The following is a 16,847-nucleotide window of genomic DNA, read 5'->3' on the forward strand; positions in this document are numbered from 1 at the left end:
AGCCCCCACCTGCTGCCCCGCTTTGGGTGGGGCATGGGGCGGGCTGTGTCAACCGGGTCGGCACCGCCGACCTCCCCGCTGGTCAGCCGGGAAACACCTCGACATGGGTTTCGGCGGTGCGACCAAAATAGACCACGCGGCGGCCAGAGAAAGACACCAGATACCCTGCACAGCCTGCGGCTTTGACCCGCGTGCTGAAACCGGCATAGCTGTAATCGGGCGGGTTTGCTTGCGCCCAGCGGATCAGGGTCTGCACCGCATCCGCGTCAAAGGCGGCGGCAATGCCGCCCTCTGACGCAGGCATGTCGAGCGCCAGACTATCGCCATCCGGCAGATAAAACGTCTGGCTGTTGCGCCGGTAATCGACGGCATAGCCTTCGAACCCCGCTCCGATCAGCTTTCCCACGATTTCGGGAAAGCCGAGGCTGCCGTCATGGGCTGCGGTCAGGCAGGTGGTGGCGATCGTGATCCGGTCCGCGTCCATGGCGGGCTCCTTCTGTCGGGTGTGGCTGGTTCAGTCCAGCGCGGTGGTGGTCAGGCTGCGCCGCTCGATCAGCGTTTTCAGGATCTGATCAAGCGCCGCCCGCTCGGCTGTGGTCAGCAGGCCAAAGGTTTCAGCGTCATTCTCATCCGCGAGACGGGCGAGGTCGGGCACCATGTTCCGCCCCTGTGTGGTCAGCGCCAGCACCTGCGCGCGCCGGTCTGTCTGGCTGTCGCTGCGCCGGATCAGCCCTTTGGCCAGCAGACGGTCAGCCAGTTTGCTGATCGCGCCACGGGTCATGCCCATCTTGTCGGCAAGCGCAGTCGGGGCGATGCCATCGGTATCGAACAACACGCGAAGGAACGCCCATTCGGCCACCGTGACGCCTATGGCCGCGACCTTGCAGGCAAAATCCTGTGAGACGGCATTGGACACGAGGCGCATCAGATAGCCGGTATGGTCGGTCAGGTTTGAGACGGACGGCATGAAATGGTCCATTTTGTTGACAAGGAAACTAGGCCAAAGAGGTTTCCTAGTCAACATGTTTGGACGCGCTGCCATCAGACCCGGATCATCTCGGTCAGGCGGTATTGCCTAGCCTTGGGGGCGCCACGTCGCATGAATGGTGATCGGCGTGCCGGTCGGGGTCAGGGACCAGATTTCCTGCATCTCGGCATTGGTCACCGCGATGCATCCATCTGTCCAGTTCAGCAACGTATGCAGGCGGCCAAAGGCGCCCCAGCCATTCGGCAGGCCATGGATCATGATGTTGCCACCGGGGCTGTAGCCTGCCTGTGCGGCGGCGGCGCTGTCGGCGGTGTCGGGGTAAGAGATGTGCAGGCTGAGATGGGCGACAGAGCTGGGGTTGCGCCAGTCGATCACATAGCTGCCCTCGGGCGTGCGCATGTCGCCTTCGCGTTGCTTGTGGCCCTGATCCCAGGCGGAGCCCATGGAAATGTCATAGGTTTTCAGCACAGTCTCGCCCCGCAGCAGATACAGTTTGCGGTCGGCTTTGGAGACGGCGATGCTGTCGGCCTGTTGCTCGGCCGCGACGTAGGCCGGGGGCGTGCCAGAGGCGATGCGGGCCATGGCCTTGGTATATCCAAAGACGCCGACAGCAAGGACAACCAGTGCAGCGACGGCCAGGAGGAGGGAACGGGTTCGCAAGGCGCAGGCTCCGGCTTGGGGGCAGTGGTTCAGGCTGGTCAGTGTTTCAGGGCAGAGCGGGAAGTTCAAGGCGCAGGGGGCGTGGCCCTTGGCAGCGGGCGGCGCTATGCTGCCCGCTATGACCGATGATCTGAAATCACGATTGCAGGCCCGCGCCCTTGAGGAAGGGTTTTCGGCAATGCGAGTGACTGCGCCGGGTGCCGTGCCGCAGGTGGCCGCGCGGCTGGCCGAGTTTGTGGCGCAAGGTCGGCACGGGCAGATGGGCTGGATGGCCGAGCGGATGGCCTGGCGCGGTGATCCCACGGCGCTGTGGCCCGAGGCCCGGTCGGTGATCATGCTGGCCGAAAGCTATGCGCCGGAGGAGAACCCGCTGCCGCAGCTGGAGCTGCGCGACCGGGGCGTGATCTCGGTCTATGCGCAGGGCAAGGATTACCACGATCTGGTGAAGCGGCGGCTGAAGCGGCTGGGGCGCTGGCTGATTGACCAAAGCCCTTGTGAGATCAAGGTGTTTGTGGACACCGCCCCGGTGATGGAAAAGCCCTTGGCCGAGGCGGCGGGGTTGGGCTGGCAGGGCAAGCATACCAATCTGTTAAGCCGTGATCTGGGCAACTGGTTTTTTCTGGGCGCGATTTTCACCACGCTCGATCTGGCAAAGGATGTGGCAGAGGTCAGCCATTGCGGGTCTTGCACCGCTTGCCTCACGATCTGCCCGACCGGGGCTTTCCCTGCGCCCTATCAGCTGGATGCGCGGCGCTGCATCTCCTATCTGACCATCGAGCATTCCGGGCCGGTGGATGAGGATCTGCGCGGGTTGATGGGCAACCGGATTTACGGCTGCGATGACTGTCTGGCGGTCTGCCCGTGGAACAAGTTTGCCAAGGCTGCAAGCGACATCGGCTATGCGCCCCGGCATGGCGCGCCGCCGTTGGCGGAGCTCGCGGGCTTGGATGACGCGGCCTTTCGGGCGCGGTTTGCTGGCAGCCCGATCAAGCGGATCGGGCGCGGGCGGTTTGTGCGCAACGTGTTGTATGCGATTGGCAATTCCGGCGATGCGGCGTTGCGGGGTGTGGCGCAGGGGCTGTGCGGTGATGATGATCCAACGGTCGCAGATGCCGCGCGCTGGGCGGTGGCGCGGCTTTACCCCGCGCGCAGGTGATCGCGCAGCGTGGTGATCTGGTCGCGCAGCTGCGTCAGATCGTCAAGCGACAGGCCGGATTTTTCCAGCACACAGGCGGGGATATGCGCGGCACGCGCCTGCAGCGCGCGGCCCGCGTCAGTCAGGGTGATGTTGACCTGCCGCTCGTCGGTCTCGCTGCGGGTGCGGGTGATCAGCCCACGCTCTTCCAGCCGTTTCAGCAGCGGGGTAAGCGTGTTCGATTCGAGCTGCACCTGACGGCCCAGAGCGCCGACGGTCTGTTTGTCTTCTGTCCAGAGTGCGGTGAGCACGAGGTATTGCGGATAGGTCAGGCCCAGATCATCGAGCAAGGGTTTGTAGACATGCTGCATGGCATGGGTCGCCGAATACAGCGCAAAACAGATCATGTCAGGCAGGGCGAGTGTCATGCGGGCAATATAGTCGCGCGCGATTAAATCGCAAGCGGGTTGACGCGAGCAAGCGACTCGGTTATATCTATCGCATACGATTAAATCGCTAACGAAAGGAAATCCGATGTCTGTTGATCCGAAATACTGGACCGAAGCACAGGCCACCGGCGGCGGCCGCAACGGTCTGGCCAAGCTGACCGATGGCAAGCTGACGGTCACGATGACCAGCCCGAAAGAGCTGGGCGGCAACGGCGCGGGGCACAACCCGGAAGAGCTGTTCGCAATCGGCTATGCCGCCTGCTACCTGGGCGCGATGCGCTTTGCCGCCAGCAGTGAAAAGCTGGGCACGGTGCCCGAAGATGCAACCGTCAACGCGCATGTCGGCATCGGCCCGCGCAGCGACGGCGGCTTTGGGCTGAAGGTCAAGCTGGTGGTCAAGCTGCCGGGCGTCGAGAAAGCGGTGGCAGAAAAGATCGTGGAACGCGGCCATTTCATCTGCCCCTATTCCAACGCGACCAAAGGCAACATCGAGGTCGAAACCGAACTGGCCTGATCCGGTTTGTACCTGAGCCGGTTTACGCCGGAGCCACGCCCGCGCCGTTGCGCGGGCGTTTGGCATTTTGCCGATTCTGCGGTATGATGGGTGCCCGTCACAGATTTGGAGGACAGCATGCACCGTGACCCCAAGGGCCGCCATCTGGCCGACACCCGCGCCCCCAGCACCGGCAGCAAGACCGCACATTTCCTGCGGTTGGCCCGCCCCAAGCGCGACGCCTTCCACACCAGCCACGCACCCGTCAGCACGTCACGCCTGACGCAATTCCTGCGCATTGCGCGGGGACGGACGGCCTGAGCAGGCAAAGTCTGACGCGGCTGCACATGAAAAAAGGGCGCCCAAAGGCGCCCTTTTCCAGATATGGCCTGCAAAAAATCAGGCGCGGACCAGTTTTTCGTAATCCAGCGAGACCTGTTTGCACAGCGCGCCGACCTCGAAATTATAGTCGCCGATCTGGCCGACCGGAGTAACCTCGGCGGCGGTGCCAGTGAGGAAACACTGCTCAAAGCTTTCCAGCTCTGACGCTTCGATCCGGCGTTCGTTGACGGTGACGCCCATGCCTTGCAGCATGCCGATCACGGTCTGACGGGTGATACCGTTCAGGATCGCGTCGGGAATCGGGGTATGAACCTCGCCATCCTTGACGAAAAAGATATTGGCCCCGGTCGCTTCGGCCACATAACCGCGATAGTCGAACATCATCGCGTCCGAGCAGCCTTTGGCCTCGGCCGCGTGTTTCGACATGGTGCAGATCATATACAGGCCAGCAGCCTTGGCCGCGTGGGGGATGGTGTCGGGCGACGGGCGTTTCCATTTGGCGATGTCGAGTTTCGCGCCCTTTAATTTGGCGTCACCGTAGTAATTGCCCCAGGACCAGACCGCGACCGCCATGCGGATCGGGTTGCGCTTGGCGGCAACACCCATATCTTCACCCGCGCCGCGCCATGCCAGAGCCCGCACATAAGCGTCAGTCAGGTTGTTGGCTTTCAGCACCGCGTCTTTCGCGGCTTCGATCTCATCGACCGACCACGGCAGCTCCATATCCAGCAGTTCACCGGATTTGCGCAGCCGCTCGGAATGCGCGCGGCTCTTGAAGATCTTGCCGTTGTAGCAGCGTTCGCCCTCGAACACCGCAGAGGCATAATGCATGGCATGGGTCAGGACATGGACATTGGCATCGCGCCAGTTTACCAGTTTGCCATCCATCCAGATGAACCCGTCACGATCGTCATAGCCAGCCATGATGCCCCCTGCCTTTTCACAATGTTGCGATGATTTGGTCCGTTTCGGATACAATATTGCGCAAAACCGATGGCGAGCTATCAGTTGGCCCTTGGAAAGTCAACAAGGCTGACGTAACTTCGCCGTCAGGCAGGGAGGCTTTCCATGGCAGATCAGACCCCCAGCGGTGAAAGCCTGCTGTTTCTGACAGATGAGCAACTGCGCAAAGGCATCGAGGCGATGTTTTTCGCCTATCGCGGCTTTACCGCTGATCCTGACCGCATTCTGGAAGGCATGGATTATGGCCGCGCGCATCACCGGGCGATCCATTTCATTCACCGCAGTCCGGGCACCACGGTGTCAAACCTGCTGACCATTCTGGGTGTGACCAAGCAATCGCTGAACCGGGTGTTGCGCACGCTGGTAGAGGATGGTCTGGTCGAGGCACGGGTCGGACGGCGCGACAAGCGCGAGCGCCATCTGCATCTGACGCCAAAGGGTCAGGAGCTGGAACGGGAGCTGTCGGATGCGCAGCGCGCCCGAATGCGGGCGGCGTACCGGGCGGCGGGGCCGCAGGCGGTGGCCGGGTTCCGGCAAGTGCTGGAGGCGATGATGGACCCGGAATTGCGCCGGCAGTATCAAGGATTGAAGGAGAGCGGCGCATGACGCAGACCGACGCGCATCTGCTGGTTGTCGATGATGACGAGCGTATCCGGGGGCTGTTGCAGAAGTTCCTGATCCGCAACGGGTTTCTGGTGACGGTTGCGCGCGATGGCGCGCAGGCCCGCAAACTGCTGGCCGGCTTGGAATTTGACATGATCGTGCTGGATGTGATGATGCCCGGCGAGGATGGCATCAGCCTGACCCGCGAGCTGCGGCAGCGGATGCAGACCCCGATCCTGCTGCTGACCGCGCGCGGCGAGACCGCCAGCCGGATCGAAGGGTTCGAGGCCGGGGCAGATGACTACCTTGGCAAGCCGTTCGAGCCAAAGGAGCTGCTGCTGCGGATCAACGCGATTTTGCGCCGGGTGCCGGTGGTGCGGGCGGAGTCGGTGCCCAAGGTGCTGCATCTGGGCCCGGTGCGCTATGACATGGACCGGGGCGAGCTGTGGCGCGGGCCCGATCCGGTGCGGCTGACCGCGACGGAAGCCGCGCTGATGCGGCTGTTCTCGGCGCATCCGGGCCATGCGATCAGCCGCGAGAAACTGGTGGCCGATCTGGGCCGCGACGATGCAGCGCAAGAACGTGCGGTCGATGTGCAGATCACCCGCCTGCGCCGCAAGATCGAGGATGACCCCAAGCAGCCGCGCTACCTGCAGACCGTGCGGGGCGAAGGCTATATGCTGCAACCCGATTGAAAGGTTTTGCTGACCTGATACTCAGTCACCGACCGACGGGCGCATGACGTGACCTGCGGCTTCTTCAGGGGACTGAATTGAAAACTGTGAGCATCACTCTGGCGACCACCATCGCCTTCGCCGGGCTCTCCACCATGGCGACGGCGCAAGACCTGATGACCTATGATACGGTCGGGGTCTGGGATGTGCTGGTGGATCCGACGATCGGCAATGGCTGTCTGATCAATGCGGTGTTTGAGGATGGGTCCGATGTGCGCATCGGCTTCGCGCCCGACACTGGCTACGGCTATATTCTGGCGATGAATGAAGGCTGGGAAGGCGTCGAGGATGACGCGATGTATCCGGTATCGATGGATGTAGACGGCTCGGTCTATGAGGGTGAGGGCAAGGGCATTCACATCGACGGCCTGCCCGGCGTGGACATCGAATTCGACAGCGCCGAGTTCCTGATGGATGTGGCGACGAAACAGACCCTGACCCTGTCGACCGAGGCGGGCGAGATCATGTCGATCGACCTGACCGACAGCCTGCGCGCGCTGGAAGCGGCGATCGCCTGCCAGGAAGCACAGGGCTGAGACTGTCAGTGGCGGCGGCTGCAATCAAGTGGTTGCAGCCGCCGCGCTGCACGCCATAGTAACGGGCATGAAAACGCTGCTCTCTCTCGGGCATGGCTACAGCGCCGATGCCCTTGCCCGCCTGCTGATCCGGCAGGGCTGGACCGTTATCGGCACCACCCGGCGCCCGGACAAGGCCGCACGGATGCAGGCTGATGGCATCACGCCGCTGCTCTGGCCCGGCGACCTTGGCCCGGCATTGGCGCGGGCGACCCATATCCTTGCCTCCGCCGCGCCGGATGCGGCGGGCGATCCGTTCCTGCAGGCCTGGCCCGCACTTGCAAAGGCAAAGGCGGAGTGGGTCGGCTATCTGTCGACCACCGGGGTTTATGGCGACCATCAGGGCGGCTGGGTGGATGAGACCACGCCGCTGACCCCCGACAGCCCACGCGGAGCGCAGCGGGTATTGGCCGAACGCCAGTGGCAGCAAACCGGCCTGCCGCTGCACATTTTCCGGCTGGCAGGCATCTATGGCCCCGGTCGCGGCCCGTTTGAAAAGGTGCGCGACGGCAGCGCCCGGCGGATCATCAAGCCCGGCCAGTTCTTCAGCCGGACCCATGTGGACGATATCGCCCAGGTGCTGGCCGCCAGCATCGCCCGGCCCGATCCGGGCGCGGCCTACAACGTCTGCGATGATGAACCGGCCCCGCCCGAAGACGTGCTGTCGCATGCCGCCGCCTTGCTGGGCCTGCCCGAGCCGCCTGCGATTGCCTTTGATCAGGCCGACATGACCCCGATGGCGCGCAGTTTCTATTCCGAGTCGAAACGGGTGCGCAACGACCGGATCAAGCACGAGCTGGGGGTCCGCCTGCTCTACCCCACCTATCGTGAGGGGCTGGCTGCCCTGCGGTCAGCAGAATAAGACGCGGCAACGCCTGAATAATACAACAAAATCAGCTGAGACGTTTCTGCAACGCAGCCATGCCAGATGCTGCTTGGTACTGCTGCTTTCAAAATACTCCCGCCGGAGGCTCCTGTCCGTGCCGTCAGCGTGCGGCGTCAGGTGAAGCGCCTACACCCCGACATCCGGCCCGGCGCAGGCCAGCGGGTCGGGGGATTGGGCGACTTCGGACAGTTCCGAACCGGAGCCGTCGCCGATGAAAAGTCCGGTTAGCCGCCCGTCCTGCCGCCAGAAATTCCAGCATTGCGGGGTCGGGTCATAGGTGTAGGTGAAACAGATCAGCCCGGCCTCTTCGTACCAGCTGCCATCGCGGCAGACATCGCCCTTGAAGGCCCAGCGGACCTTGCGACCCGGCAGGTATTGCTCGGCCCCGTAGACCTCTCCGCGCTGGCTGAAGGTCAGGGTCTTGCCGCGGGTATAGGCCTCGAACTCGGCACCGGTCAGCGGCACCGGCGGTTCGGCGGCGGCAAGCGCAGTGGGCAGCAGCATGAGGCAAAGGGCAAGTTGGCGGGCAAGGCGGCGCATGGCGGGCATCTCCGGTCACGATCGGGCAAAGCGTCGCATGCCGCAGATGTGAACGCCAGTGACAAGCGCAGTCACTGGGCGGGATCTTGCCCGTGCGCGGCCGGTTCGTGATCGCTTTGCCAGCGGGCCAGATGCGGGCGCATCCGGCGGCGCCACAGGCGCGGCACCATGGCCAGCGCGCAGGCCAGCGGCAGCGGCCAGGGCAGGATCGGGGTGTCGCCACTCAGCCGCAGCGCCGGATAGGGGCGCGAGGGGTGGGCGTGGTGATCAGAATGGCGGCTCGCATTCAGCATCAGCGCCGACGAAAACCACTGTTGCGTGTTCCACGAATGGCGCGGACCGACCGGCTCATAACGGCCATCGGGCAGGCGCTGGCGGCTCAGTCCGTAGTGCTGGACATAATCACCCAGCAGTTGCTGCATCTGTGCATGAGCCGACATAAGCAGCCAGATCAGCACCCCCAGTGGCCCGCCGACTAGGGCCGCGAGGACCAGACCACCGAGGCTGATTGCCAGATACCACAGATAGGGATGCACGCCCGCAGCCCCCTTGCGCCGGGCGCGCAGCGCGTTTTCTGCCGCCCAACCGGCGCGGAAGCCGCCGATCCAGGCGCGCGGCGCAAAGCGCCAGAAACTCTCGCCCGCCCGCGCCGAATTGGGGTCACCCGGTGTGGCGACCGCCGTGTGATGCACCAGCCGGTGCGCCGAGGCGTGGTGGCCGAACAGCATCACCCCATAAACCAGCACCCCCAGCCGGTAGAGCCCGCGCCCGGAGCGGTGGATCAGCTCATGCGCGGCAGGGTGGGCAACGTGGCCCAGAAAGGTGCTGGTGCCAAAGAACAGCAACACCTTTTCGCCGGTCCGCAGATGGTCCGCCGTGATGCCCCAGACCGCCAGCGGCATCAGACCAACCGCCGCCAGACCCACAGCGACCAGCACCGCATCGGCGGCAGGAAACTCCGCCCCCTCGGGCGCGTTGCCAGCGACATGAGGGATCAGCTGATCCAGCAGGATCACCAGCACCACCATATACAGCAACCCGGCCCAGAGCCACGCGCCCCCGGCCCAAACGCCAAGCGCGATCAGCCCTACCGGCGACAGCGCGGCAAGGGCAAAGGCAGACATCGGAAGCGGGCGGTTGGTCATGGCACAGCCATATCACGGGATCTGGGTCTTTCCATGGCAACACGGGGGCGACATGGCGGCGACATGGCGGCGCAGAGACGCGCCCGGGGAATTTTGCTGCACTTTGGGGTGAGTTTGCCGGGTTTCCCGGCCGGATGCGCCCGCGTAGCCTTCCCTCAGCGGCGGTTTGGCCTTAGGTGAGGGGAAAGTGCCACAGGACCGGGGCCCCGATGACATTCTTCAAAAAGCTGCGCGACAAGATGTTCCGCTCGTCGGACAAGATCGGCGAAGGGCTGGAGGCGCTGGTCTCGGACGCGCCGCACGGCGGGGAGGCCGCGCCCGCGCCGTCCCCCGCGACGGCGGCGGCAAAGCCCGGCCTGCTCGGACGCCTGTTCCCCGGTGCCGAGGCCGATGAGCCCCGGCGCGAGCTGGATGACGCCATGCTGGAAAGCCTGGAGGATGTGCTGATCCAGGCTGATATGGGGGTCGATACCGCGCAAAGGGTCAGCGCCAATATCGCCGAGGGCCGCTTTGGCAAGAAGATTTCCGCCAGCGAGCTGCGCCGCGCTTTGGCCACCGAAGTGGCCCGGATCATGACGCCGGTGGCGCGGCCGATGCCGCTTTACCCCACCAAACCGCAGGTGGTGCTGGTGGTGGGCGTCAACGGTTCGGGCAAGACCACCACGATCGGCAAGCTGGCCAGCCAGTTCAAGGCGGCGGGCAAATCGGTGGTGATCGCGGCGGGCGATACCTTCCGCGCGGCGGCGGTCGAACAGTTGCAGGTCTGGGGCACGCGCGCCGGGGTGCCGGTGTTGACCGCGCCCGAAGGCTCGGACCCTGCCAGCCTTGCCTTTGACGCCTACACACGCGCGCGCGCCGACGGGGCCGACCTGTTGATGATCGACACCGCAGGCCGGTTGCAGAACCGGGCCGATCTGATGGAGGAACTGGCCAAGATCGTACGGGTGCTGCGCAAGGTCGATCCGACCGCACCCCACAACACGCTTCTGGTGCTGGATGCCACCACCGGGCAGAACGCCATCGCGCAGGTCGAGATCTTCCGCAAGATCGCCGATGTCTCGGGTCTGGTGATGACCAAGCTCGACGGTACCGCCAAGGGCGGCGTGCTGGTCAGCCTCGCCGACAAGTTCGGCCTGCCGATCCATGCCATTGGCGTGGGCGAGCAGATCGACGACCTCGCCCCCTTTGACCCCGAGGATTTCGCCCGCGCCCTCGTCGGGCTCGACGCATGACATCCTTTATCTTGGTAAAAATATCCCACGGGGGTCCGGGGGTGTGAAACCCCCGGCGGCCTGCCACAAGAACACACGGCGCATATATGTCAGACTGGCTTATCTCTCTCGAAGGCACGCCCGAAGGCGTCCGGCTTGCGCTGATCCTTGCGCTGACCTCGGCCTTTGCGCATGCGGTGTTTGGCGCGCTGCAAAAGGGGCGGCATGACCCTTGGGTCACGCGCGGGTCGATTGATCTGTGGATCGCGGTGTTTTCCGCCCCGGTGGCGCTGTTCCTGGTGCCATGGCCGCAGGGGGTGGAGTGGCTGGTGCTGCTGGGCGCGCTGGGCATCCATTTTGCCTACAAGCTGACCATGGCTCTGGCCTATGAGCGGGCGGCGTTCACCGTGGTCTATCCGGTTGTGCGGGGCACCGGGCCGCTGGCGACCCTCGCTTTTGCCGCGATCTTTCTGGGCGAAGGCTATGGCGCGCTGCAATGGCTGGGGGTGGCGATCCTGTCGGGGTCGATTCTGGCGCTGGCGGCACTGAACCTGCGTGGCGGGGTGGTGGCACAGTCGGCGCTGCGGGCAGGCCTCGCCTGGGCCTTTGCGGGCGGGCTGCTGGTGGCGGTCTACACCACCTATGACGCATGGGGCATCCGGCTGACACCGGACCCGTTCACCTTTCTCGCCTGGTTCTTCCTGATCACCGCCATCGACTTTCCGCTGCTGGTGGCCTACCGGCAGTGGCGCGGGATCGGCGGGCCTTTGCCGCCCGCCGGGCCCTTGATGCTGCGCGGGATGATCGGGGCATTGGTGGCATTCGTCAGTTTTGGCGGGGTCATGCTGGCGACACGGCTGGGCAAGGTCGGCGAGGTTGCAGCTTTGCGCGAAACCTCTACGGTCTTTGCCGGGCTGATCGGCTGGGCGATTCTGGGCGAAAAGGTCGGCGTGGTGCGGGCGCTGCTGATGGCGGGCGTGGCGGGCGGAGCAATCATGGTGCAGGCAGGATAAATGGCAGAGCGCAAGATCAACGGTGTCGTGAAACAGGTGCTGGAACTGGGGCCGACGGTCGCCTTTTTCCTGATTTACCTCAGGATCAAGGAAGACACCTTTACCATCGCGGGCACCGAATACTCCGGCTTCATCATCGCGGCGCTGGTGTTCGTGCCGATCCTGCTGGCGGCGATGGCGGTGCTTTGGTGGCTGACCGGCACGATCAGCCGGATGCAGGTGTTTACCGCCTTCATGGTGATCTTCTTCGGCGGGCTGACCGCATGGTTCAACGACGAGCGGTTTTTCAAGATGAAGACCAGCATCGTCTACGGCTGTCTGGCAGCACTTCTGGGCATTGGCCTGCTGCGTGGCCAAAGCTGGCTGGAATTTGTGATGGGCGAAGTGCTTCCGATGCAGCGGACCGGTTGGATGATCCTGACCCGCAGGCTCTGTGCGATGTTCGTGGCGCTGGCACTGGCGAATGAAGTCATCTGGCGCACGATGTCGACCGACACCTGGGTCAAGCTGGAAACCTTTGCCATGCCGGCGGCGCTGATGCTGTTCCTGTGGTGGCAGATCTTTGCGCTGCAACGGTTTCTGATCGAACCCGGGGATGCCGCAGGCAAAGACGGCGAGTAGCGCAAGAATACGCATGATCCTGCAGGTTCAGGTCGCGCACCACCACGCCGGGCGGGGCGCAGTGATTGGGCCTTGCGCCTGCCCGCAAGGACCGTATTCTGGGCGATACCTCGGGGTGCCCAGCGGTTGATCTGGTGGGCTGAGATGCGAAAGCGGACCCGTTGAACCTGACCCGGATCATACCGGCGGAGGGAAGGTGCGACGGATGACCTCCAAGCCCGACCTGTTCCGTCGCTTTGGAGGAAGACATGAAGACTTCGATCCTTGCGACCGGCCTGTCCTGCATCGCCCTTGCGGCGGCAGCACAGACGCCTGTCCTCACCGTGCTGACCTATGACAGCTTTGTCACCGAATGGGGCCCCGGCCCGGCGGTAGAGGCCGCGTTCGAGGCCGAATGCGGCTGCGATCTGCGCTTTGTCGGGGCCAGCGACGGCGCCGCTCTGCTGGCGCGGGTGCAGCTGGAGGGGGCATCCGGCACCGCCGATGTGGTGCTGGGGCTGGATACCAGCCTGACCGCGCAGGCAGCGGCAACGGGGCTGTTTGCCCCCCACGGCATGACTTCCCCCACGCTGCCGGTGGCCTTTGATGACCCGCTGTTCCTGCCGTTCGACTGGGGCTGGTTCGCCTTTGTCCATGACAAGGCCAAGCTGCCCGACCCGCCGAAGTCGTTCGAAGAGCTGGCGACTTCCGATGTAAAGATCGTGATCCAGGATCCGCGATCCTCGACCCCCGGCCTGGGGCTGTTGTTGTGGGTAAAGGCGGCTTACGGCGCGCGCGCGGGCGAGATCTGGGCCGGCCTGGCCGACAACATCGTCACGGTCACGCCCGGCTGGTCCGAGGCTTACGGCCTGTTTCTGGAGGGGGAGGCAGATATGGTTTTGTCCTACACCACCAGCCCGGCCTATCACCTTATTGCCGAAGACGATGACAGCAAGGCGGCGGCGCCGTTTGCCGAAGGGCACTATCTGCAGGTCGAGGTGGCGGGCAAACTGGCCGGATCACAGCAGCCGGAGCTGGCGGATAAGTTTCTGGCCTTCATGCTGACCGAACCGTTCCAGTCGGTGATCCCGACCACCAACTGGATGTATCCGGCGGTGACCCCGGCGGCAGGTCTGCCGGAGGGGTTCGAATCGCTGCGGCCTGAGACCTCGCTGCTGATGAGCGCCGACGAGGCGATGGCGGTACGGGCAGAGGCTTTGGCCGAATGGCAAGCCGCATTGGCGCGCTGATCCCGGCGCATCTGGCGGCGGGGCTGGCGCTGTTTGTGCTGGCCCCCTTGCTGGCAGTGGCGGCGCGGGCGACCGGGTTTGCGCTCGGCCCTGCCGATTGGGCGGCGGTGCGGTTTACCGCCGCGCAAGCCTTTGTCTCGGCACTGGTGTCGGTCACGCTGGCGGTGCCGGTGGCGCGGGCGCTGGCGCGGCGCAGCTTTGCGGGACGCGGGGCGCTGATCACCCTGATGGGCGCGCCGTTTTTGCTGCCGACGATTGTGGCCGTGCTGGCTCTGGTCGCGGTGTTTGGCCGGGCGGGCGTGGTCAATCAGGGGCTGGGTCTGTTCGGGCTCGGGCCGTTTTCGGTCTATGGCGCGCATGGGGTGGTGCTGGCGCATGTGTTCCTGAACCTGCCGCTGGCGGTGCGGATGCTGCTGCAAGGCTGGCAGGCGATTCCGTCCGAGCGGTTCCGGCTGGCCGAATCGCTGGGCTTTGGCCCGGCACAGATGGCACGGCATCTGGAGGGACCGATGCTGCGCAGCGTGGCGCCCGGCGCGTTTCTGGTCATTTTCGTGATCTGTCTGACCAGCTTTGCCGTGGCGCTGACGCTGGGCGGCGGGCCGGGGGCAACGACGGTAGAGCTGGCGATTTTTCAGGCGGTGCGGTTTGAGTTCGATCTGGGCCGGGCGGCGCTGCTGGCAGCGGTTCAGTTTGCGCTCTGCGCTGTGGTCGCGGTGCTGGGCTGGCTCCTGGTGACCCCCGCCGCCTTTGGCGCGGGGCTGGGGCGTCCGGCCTTGCTGCGCCCGCCAGCGGGCTGGCGGCGGGCGGGCGATGCGTTGGCGATCGGGCTGGCGGCGGCGTTTCTGCTGCTGCCGCTGGGGGCGGTGGTGCTGCGCGGGCTGCCGGGACTGGGCGAGTTGCCTGCGCATGTCTGGGCGGCGGCGGGGCGGTCGGTGCTGGTGGCGCTGACCTCGACGGCGGTGACAGTTGTGGCGGCGCTGGTGCTGGCACTGGCGGTCGCGCGCGGCGGCCGTGGCGCGGGCGCGATGGATGCGGCGGCGGCGCTGCCGCTGGCAACATCGGGGCTGGTGCTGGGCGTCGGGCTGTTTCTGATGGCGCAGCCCTTTGTCTCGCCCGCACGGCTGGCGCTGCCGGTCACGGTTGCGGTGAATGCGGCGCTGACGCTGCCGTTTGTGTACCGGCTGCTGCTGCCCGAGACGCGGGTCTTGCTGTCCGATTACGGGCGGCTGGCCGACAGTCTGGGTCTGCGCGGCTGGGCGCGGCTGCGCTGGCTGGTCTTGCCCCGGCTGGCGCGGCCCTTGGGCTTTGGCGCGGGGCTGGCGGCGTCGCTGTCGATGGGCGATCTGGGCGTGATCGCGCTGTTTGCCACCGAGCAGAGCGCGACCCTGCCGCTGGTGGTGCAGCGCCTGATGGGCGCCTACCGTCTGGAGGCGGCGGCGGGCGCGGCCCTGCTGCTGGTCACGCTCAGCTTTGCCCTGTTCTGGGTGTTTGATTACGGGGGGCGTCGCTATGCTGCGGTTTGATCAGGTGGTGCTGGCACAGGAGGGGTTTCGCCTGACGGTTGACTGGGAGCTGCCTGCAGGCGCGCGTGTGGCGGTGATCGGACCATCCGGGGCGGGAAAATCGACGCTGCTGGCAACGGTGGCCGGATTCTTTGCGCCGCAATCGGGACGGGTGCTGTGGCGGGGCAGCGATCTGGGGCCGCTGGCCCCCGGCGCGCGCCCGGTGACGATCCTGTTTCAGGATCAGAACCTGTTTCCGCATCTGACGCTGGCGCAGAATCTTGGCCTTGGCCTGCGCCCCGATCTGCGGCTGTCGGCAGCGCAGCGGGCGCAGGTGGAAGCGGTGCTGGAGCGCGTGGGGCTGGGCGGTATGGGTGGCCGCAAACCGGCGCAGTTGTCGGGCGGGCAGATCGGACGGGCGTCGCTGGCGCAGGCCTTGCTGCGGGCGCGGCCGGTGCTGCTGCTGGACGAGCCCTTTGCCGCCCTCGGCCCGGCGCTGAAGGCTGAAATGCTGGCGTTGGTGGCCGAGGTGGCAGATGAGACCGGCGCGCTGGTGATGATGGTGACGCACGACCCGGCGGATGCAAAGGCCTTTGCCGCGCTGACCGTGCTGGTCGCCGACGGGGTGGCGCATGCCCCCGCACCGACCGACCCCCTGTTTGCCAACCCGCCACCGGCACTGCAAGCCTATCTGGGGTAAGAAGAGCGCTCCGCGCGGGAGTATTTGGAAAGCAGCAATCCGGGCGAAGGCGTTCTTTGCATTGCTGCTTTTCAAATACTCCCGCCGGAGGCGTCCCTCCGCTTCAACCTGCGCAAGGCAAGGTCATCAGGCACGGGCCGGATCCATGCGCAGGTTACGAAAAAGCCCCGCCGAAGCGGGGCCTTTGATGCCTTGAAATGGCTGCGATCAGACCAGCTTCTTGCCTTTGACATTGGCCCAGATCTTCTTGTTGGTCAGGTAGAGCAAGGTTGACAGCACGATCAGGAAGATCACGGCTTTGAAGCCGGTTTCCTTGCGCGCCATCATCTTGGGCTCTGCCGCCCAGACCAGGAACGAGGTCACATCCTCGGCCATATTGGCCACGGTGGCCGGGGTGCCATCGGCGTAGGTCACCATGTCATCGCCCAGCGGATTGGGCATGGCGATCCAGCTGCCCGGCACGGTCGAGACGCCATGCTCATCCTTGCAGCTGTCGGGCACACCGCCATTGGGGAAGGCAGAGTTATAATAGAACCCGTCAACACCATCGGGCGCGCAGGCCGGCTCTTCCTCGTAATGGGTCAGGATGGAATAGGTGTATTCCGCCCCGCCGATGCCGTTGAAGAACTGGCTGATGCCGGTGCCGTAAGGACCGTGAAACCCGGCGCGGGCCTTGGTGATCAGGGACAGATCCGGTGCGCCTTCCATGCCCGACATCGGGAAATGGTCGGTCGGCACGCCGGCGCGGTCTTCGCCGGTTTCCCGGTCGGTCACGGTGAACTGCGCCGCATAGGCGCGGATCTGATCTTCGGGCATCTCCGGGCCGCCCGGATCGGACAGGCTGCGGATCGGCACGAACTTCAGCCCGTGGCAGGCGGCACAAACCTCGGAATAAACCTGAAGCCCGCGTTGCAGCTGGTTCTGATCAAACTTGCCAAAGGGGCCTTCATGCGCAAAGGCGAGATCGGTGATCTCCGAATGACCCGTGGCGGCCAGAGCCACCCCTGCCGAAACGGCAAGGGCGGTGGTGGCAGTGAGTGCGATGTTCCTGATCATGT

General features: G+C 65.1%; 21 protein-coding genes and 1 riboswitch. Of the genes, 13 read left to right on the plus strand and 8 right to left on the minus strand.

What is annotated here, in order from left to right; genetic code table 11:
• Positions 1 to 82 precede the first annotated feature (82 nt).
• From J2X53_RS04760 to J2X53_RS04770, 3 genes are all read right to left on the minus strand, one after another.
• On the minus strand, positions 83 to 484 hold the full coding sequence (locus tag J2X53_RS04760; protein WP_349036338.1) for a hypothetical protein: 402 nt from the start codon (positions 482 to 484) through the stop codon (positions 83 to 85).
• Between the two features lie 30 nt (positions 485 to 514).
• A complete protein-coding gene (locus tag J2X53_RS04765; RefSeq protein ID WP_349036339.1) occupies positions 515 to 979 on the minus strand; it encodes a MarR family transcriptional regulator in 465 nt (154 codons plus the stop codon).
• Between the two features lie 96 nt (positions 980 to 1,075).
• Positions 1,076 to 1,570, minus strand: coding sequence for a L,D-transpeptidase family protein (locus tag J2X53_RS04770; protein WP_349036340.1), 495 nt, complete (start codon positions 1,568 to 1,570; stop codon positions 1,076 to 1,078).
• Positions 1,571 to 1,766: 196 nt separating this feature from the next.
• Between J2X53_RS04770 and queG the strand changes: the two genes are divergently transcribed.
• Positions 1,767 to 2,804 (plus strand): tRNA epoxyqueuosine(34) reductase QueG, encoded by a 1,038-nt coding sequence (gene queG / locus J2X53_RS04775; protein WP_349036341.1) that lies wholly within the window; start codon positions 1,767 to 1,769, stop codon positions 2,802 to 2,804.
• Here queG and J2X53_RS04780 read toward each other — a convergent pair.
• A complete protein-coding gene (locus tag J2X53_RS04780) occupies positions 2,786 to 3,211 on the minus strand; it encodes a MarR family transcriptional regulator (protein WP_349036342.1) in 426 nt (141 codons plus the stop codon). The genes queG and J2X53_RS04780 overlap by 19 nt on opposite strands.
• Before the next feature lie 106 nt (positions 3,212 to 3,317).
• Between J2X53_RS04780 and J2X53_RS04785 the strand changes: the two genes are divergently transcribed.
• Together J2X53_RS04785 and J2X53_RS04790 are read left to right on the plus strand one after the other, a co-directional pair.
• The gene (locus tag J2X53_RS04785; protein ID WP_349036343.1) at positions 3,318 to 3,746 is read left to right on the plus strand and encodes an organic hydroperoxide resistance protein; all 429 of its coding nucleotides are present in this window, start codon (positions 3,318 to 3,320) and stop codon (positions 3,744 to 3,746) included.
• A 117-nt stretch (positions 3,747 to 3,863) separates the two neighbouring features.
• On the plus strand, positions 3,864 to 4,046 hold the full coding sequence (locus J2X53_RS04790) for a hypothetical protein (protein WP_349036344.1): 183 nt from the start codon (positions 3,864 to 3,866) through the stop codon (positions 4,044 to 4,046).
• 78 nt (positions 4,047 to 4,124) lie between these two features.
• Here the strand turns inward: J2X53_RS04790 and J2X53_RS04795 are convergent, their stop codons facing one another.
• Entirely contained in the window at positions 4,125 to 4,991 is an 867-nt protein-coding gene (locus J2X53_RS04795; RefSeq protein ID WP_349036345.1) for a branched-chain amino acid aminotransferase, read from the minus strand.
• A gap of 144 nt (positions 4,992 to 5,135) precedes the next feature.
• Between J2X53_RS04795 and J2X53_RS04800 the strand changes: the two genes are divergently transcribed.
• From J2X53_RS04800 to J2X53_RS04815, 4 genes are all read left to right on the plus strand, one after another.
• Entirely contained in the window at positions 5,136 to 5,636 is a 501-nt protein-coding gene (locus J2X53_RS04800; protein ID WP_118151270.1) for a MarR family transcriptional regulator, read from the plus strand.
• Positions 5,633 to 6,328 carry a response regulator gene (locus tag J2X53_RS04805; protein ID WP_349036346.1) on the plus strand — a complete coding sequence of 232 codons (696 nt, stop codon included), beginning with the start codon at positions 5,633 to 5,635 and terminating at the stop codon, positions 6,326 to 6,328. Before J2X53_RS04800 ends, J2X53_RS04805 begins: the two co-directional genes overlap by 4 nt.
• A gap of 86 nt (positions 6,329 to 6,414) precedes the next feature.
• Positions 6,415 to 6,903 carry a hypothetical protein gene (locus J2X53_RS04810; protein ID WP_349036347.1) on the plus strand — a complete coding sequence of 163 codons (489 nt, stop codon included), beginning with the start codon at positions 6,415 to 6,417 and terminating at the stop codon, positions 6,901 to 6,903.
• Between the two features lie 67 nt (positions 6,904 to 6,970).
• Positions 6,971 to 7,804 (plus strand): SDR family oxidoreductase, encoded by an 834-nt coding sequence (locus tag J2X53_RS04815; RefSeq protein WP_349036348.1) that lies wholly within the window; start codon positions 6,971 to 6,973, stop codon positions 7,802 to 7,804.
• Positions 7,805 to 7,954: 150 nt separating this feature from the next.
• Here J2X53_RS04815 and J2X53_RS04820 read toward each other — a convergent pair whose 3' ends face one another.
• Complete coding sequence (locus J2X53_RS04820) at positions 7,955 to 8,332, minus strand: hypothetical protein (protein WP_349036349.1); 378 nt, start codon at positions 8,330 to 8,332, stop codon at positions 7,955 to 7,957.
• A gap of 107 nt (positions 8,333 to 8,439) precedes the next feature.
• Positions 8,440 to 9,513: an alkane 1-monooxygenase gene (locus tag J2X53_RS04825; protein WP_349036350.1), complete on the minus strand. Its 1,074-nt coding sequence runs from the start codon at positions 9,511 to 9,513 to the stop codon at positions 8,440 to 8,442.
• Between the two features lie 209 nt (positions 9,514 to 9,722).
• Between J2X53_RS04825 and ftsY the strand changes: the two genes are divergently transcribed.
• From ftsY to J2X53_RS04855, 6 genes are all read left to right on the plus strand, one after another.
• Positions 9,723 to 10,745: a signal recognition particle-docking protein FtsY gene (gene ftsY, locus J2X53_RS04830; protein ID WP_349036351.1), complete on the plus strand. Its 1,023-nt coding sequence runs from the start codon at positions 9,723 to 9,725 to the stop codon at positions 10,743 to 10,745.
• An 86-nt stretch (positions 10,746 to 10,831) separates the two neighbouring features.
• Entirely contained in the window at positions 10,832 to 11,737 is a 906-nt protein-coding gene (locus tag J2X53_RS04835; protein ID WP_349036352.1) for a DMT family transporter, read from the plus strand.
• Positions 11,738 to 12,358, plus strand: a complete 621-nt coding sequence (locus tag J2X53_RS04840) for an inner membrane-spanning protein YciB (RefSeq protein WP_349036353.1) — start codon at positions 11,738 to 11,740, stop codon at positions 12,356 to 12,358.
• 101 nt (positions 12,359 to 12,459) lie between these two features.
• Positions 12,460 to 12,569, plus strand: a riboswitch (TPP riboswitch).
• Between the two features lie 37 nt (positions 12,570 to 12,606).
• Positions 12,607 to 13,587 (plus strand): thiamine ABC transporter substrate binding subunit, encoded by a 981-nt coding sequence (gene thiB / locus J2X53_RS04845; RefSeq protein ID WP_349036354.1) that lies wholly within the window; start codon positions 12,607 to 12,609, stop codon positions 13,585 to 13,587.
• Positions 13,563 to 15,110 carry a thiamine/thiamine pyrophosphate ABC transporter permease ThiP gene (locus J2X53_RS04850; protein ID WP_349036355.1) on the plus strand — a complete coding sequence of 516 codons (1,548 nt, stop codon included), beginning with the start codon at positions 13,563 to 13,565 and terminating at the stop codon, positions 15,108 to 15,110. Before thiB ends, J2X53_RS04850 begins: the two co-directional genes overlap by 25 nt.
• Positions 15,097 to 15,789, plus strand: coding sequence for an ATP-binding cassette domain-containing protein (locus tag J2X53_RS04855; protein WP_349036356.1), 693 nt, complete (start codon positions 15,097 to 15,099; stop codon positions 15,787 to 15,789). The genes J2X53_RS04850 and J2X53_RS04855 overlap by 14 nt, the downstream gene beginning before the upstream one ends.
• Positions 15,790 to 15,996: 207 nt before the next feature.
• On the opposite strand, the gene J2X53_RS04860 is transcribed toward J2X53_RS04855, so the two are convergent.
• Positions 15,997 to 16,845 carry a cytochrome c1 gene (locus J2X53_RS04860; RefSeq protein WP_349036357.1) on the minus strand — a complete coding sequence of 283 codons (849 nt, stop codon included), beginning with the start codon at positions 16,843 to 16,845 and terminating at the stop codon, positions 15,997 to 15,999.
• Positions 16,846 to 16,847: the final 2 nt, after the last annotated feature.

It is taken from the genome of Pseudotabrizicola sp. 4114 (assembly GCF_031457365.1).
Classification (GTDB): Bacteria; Pseudomonadota; Alphaproteobacteria; order Rhodobacterales; family Rhodobacteraceae; genus Pseudotabrizicola.

Coding starts and splice junctions, on each gene's coding strand:
- J2X53_RS04790 (WP_349036344.1), top strand. CDS start 3,864: ATGCACCGTGACCCCAAGGGCCGCCATCTGGCCGACACCCGCGCCCCC.
- J2X53_RS04805 (WP_349036346.1), top strand. CDS start 5,633: ATGACGCAGACCGACGCGCATCTGCTGGTTGTCGATGATGACGAGCGT.
- thiB (WP_349036354.1), top strand. CDS start 12,607: ATGAAGACTTCGATCCTTGCGACCGGCCTGTCCTGCATCGCCCTTGCG.
- J2X53_RS04785 (WP_349036343.1), top strand. CDS start 3,318: ATGTCTGTTGATCCGAAATACTGGACCGAAGCACAGGCCACCGGCGGC.
- J2X53_RS04760 (WP_349036338.1), bottom strand. CDS start 484: ATGGACGCGGACCGGATCACGATCGCCACCACCTGCCTGACCGCAGCC.
- J2X53_RS04825 (WP_349036350.1), bottom strand. CDS start 9,513: ATGACCAACCGCCCGCTTCCGATGTCTGCCTTTGCCCTTGCCGCGCTG.
- J2X53_RS04795 (WP_349036345.1), bottom strand. CDS start 4,991: ATGGCTGGCTATGACGATCGTGACGGGTTCATCTGGATGGATGGCAAA.
- J2X53_RS04820 (WP_349036349.1), bottom strand. CDS start 8,332: ATGCTGCTGCCCACTGCGCTTGCCGCCGCCGAACCGCCGGTGCCGCTG.
- J2X53_RS04860 (WP_349036357.1), bottom strand. CDS start 16,845: ATGATCAGGAACATCGCACTCACTGCCACCACCGCCCTTGCCGTTTCG.
- J2X53_RS04780 (WP_349036342.1), bottom strand. CDS start 3,211: ATGACACTCGCCCTGCCTGACATGATCTGTTTTGCGCTGTATTCGGCG.
- J2X53_RS04840 (WP_349036353.1), top strand. CDS start 11,738: ATGGCAGAGCGCAAGATCAACGGTGTCGTGAAACAGGTGCTGGAACTG.
- ftsY (WP_349036351.1), top strand. CDS start 9,723: ATGACATTCTTCAAAAAGCTGCGCGACAAGATGTTCCGCTCGTCGGAC.
- J2X53_RS04765 (WP_349036339.1), bottom strand. CDS start 979: ATGGACCATTTCATGCCGTCCGTCTCAAACCTGACCGACCATACCGGC.
- J2X53_RS04770 (WP_349036340.1), bottom strand. CDS start 1,570: ATGGCCCGCATCGCCTCTGGCACGCCCCCGGCCTACGTCGCGGCCGAG.
- J2X53_RS04835 (WP_349036352.1), top strand. CDS start 10,832: ATGTCAGACTGGCTTATCTCTCTCGAAGGCACGCCCGAAGGCGTCCGG.
- J2X53_RS04815 (WP_349036348.1), top strand. CDS start 6,971: ATGAAAACGCTGCTCTCTCTCGGGCATGGCTACAGCGCCGATGCCCTT.
- J2X53_RS04855 (WP_349036356.1), top strand. CDS start 15,097: ATGCTGCGGTTTGATCAGGTGGTGCTGGCACAGGAGGGGTTTCGCCTG.
- J2X53_RS04850 (WP_349036355.1), top strand. CDS start 13,563: ATGGCAAGCCGCATTGGCGCGCTGATCCCGGCGCATCTGGCGGCGGGG.
- queG (WP_349036341.1), top strand. CDS start 1,767: ATGACCGATGATCTGAAATCACGATTGCAGGCCCGCGCCCTTGAGGAA.
- J2X53_RS04800 (WP_118151270.1), top strand. CDS start 5,136: ATGGCAGATCAGACCCCCAGCGGTGAAAGCCTGCTGTTTCTGACAGAT.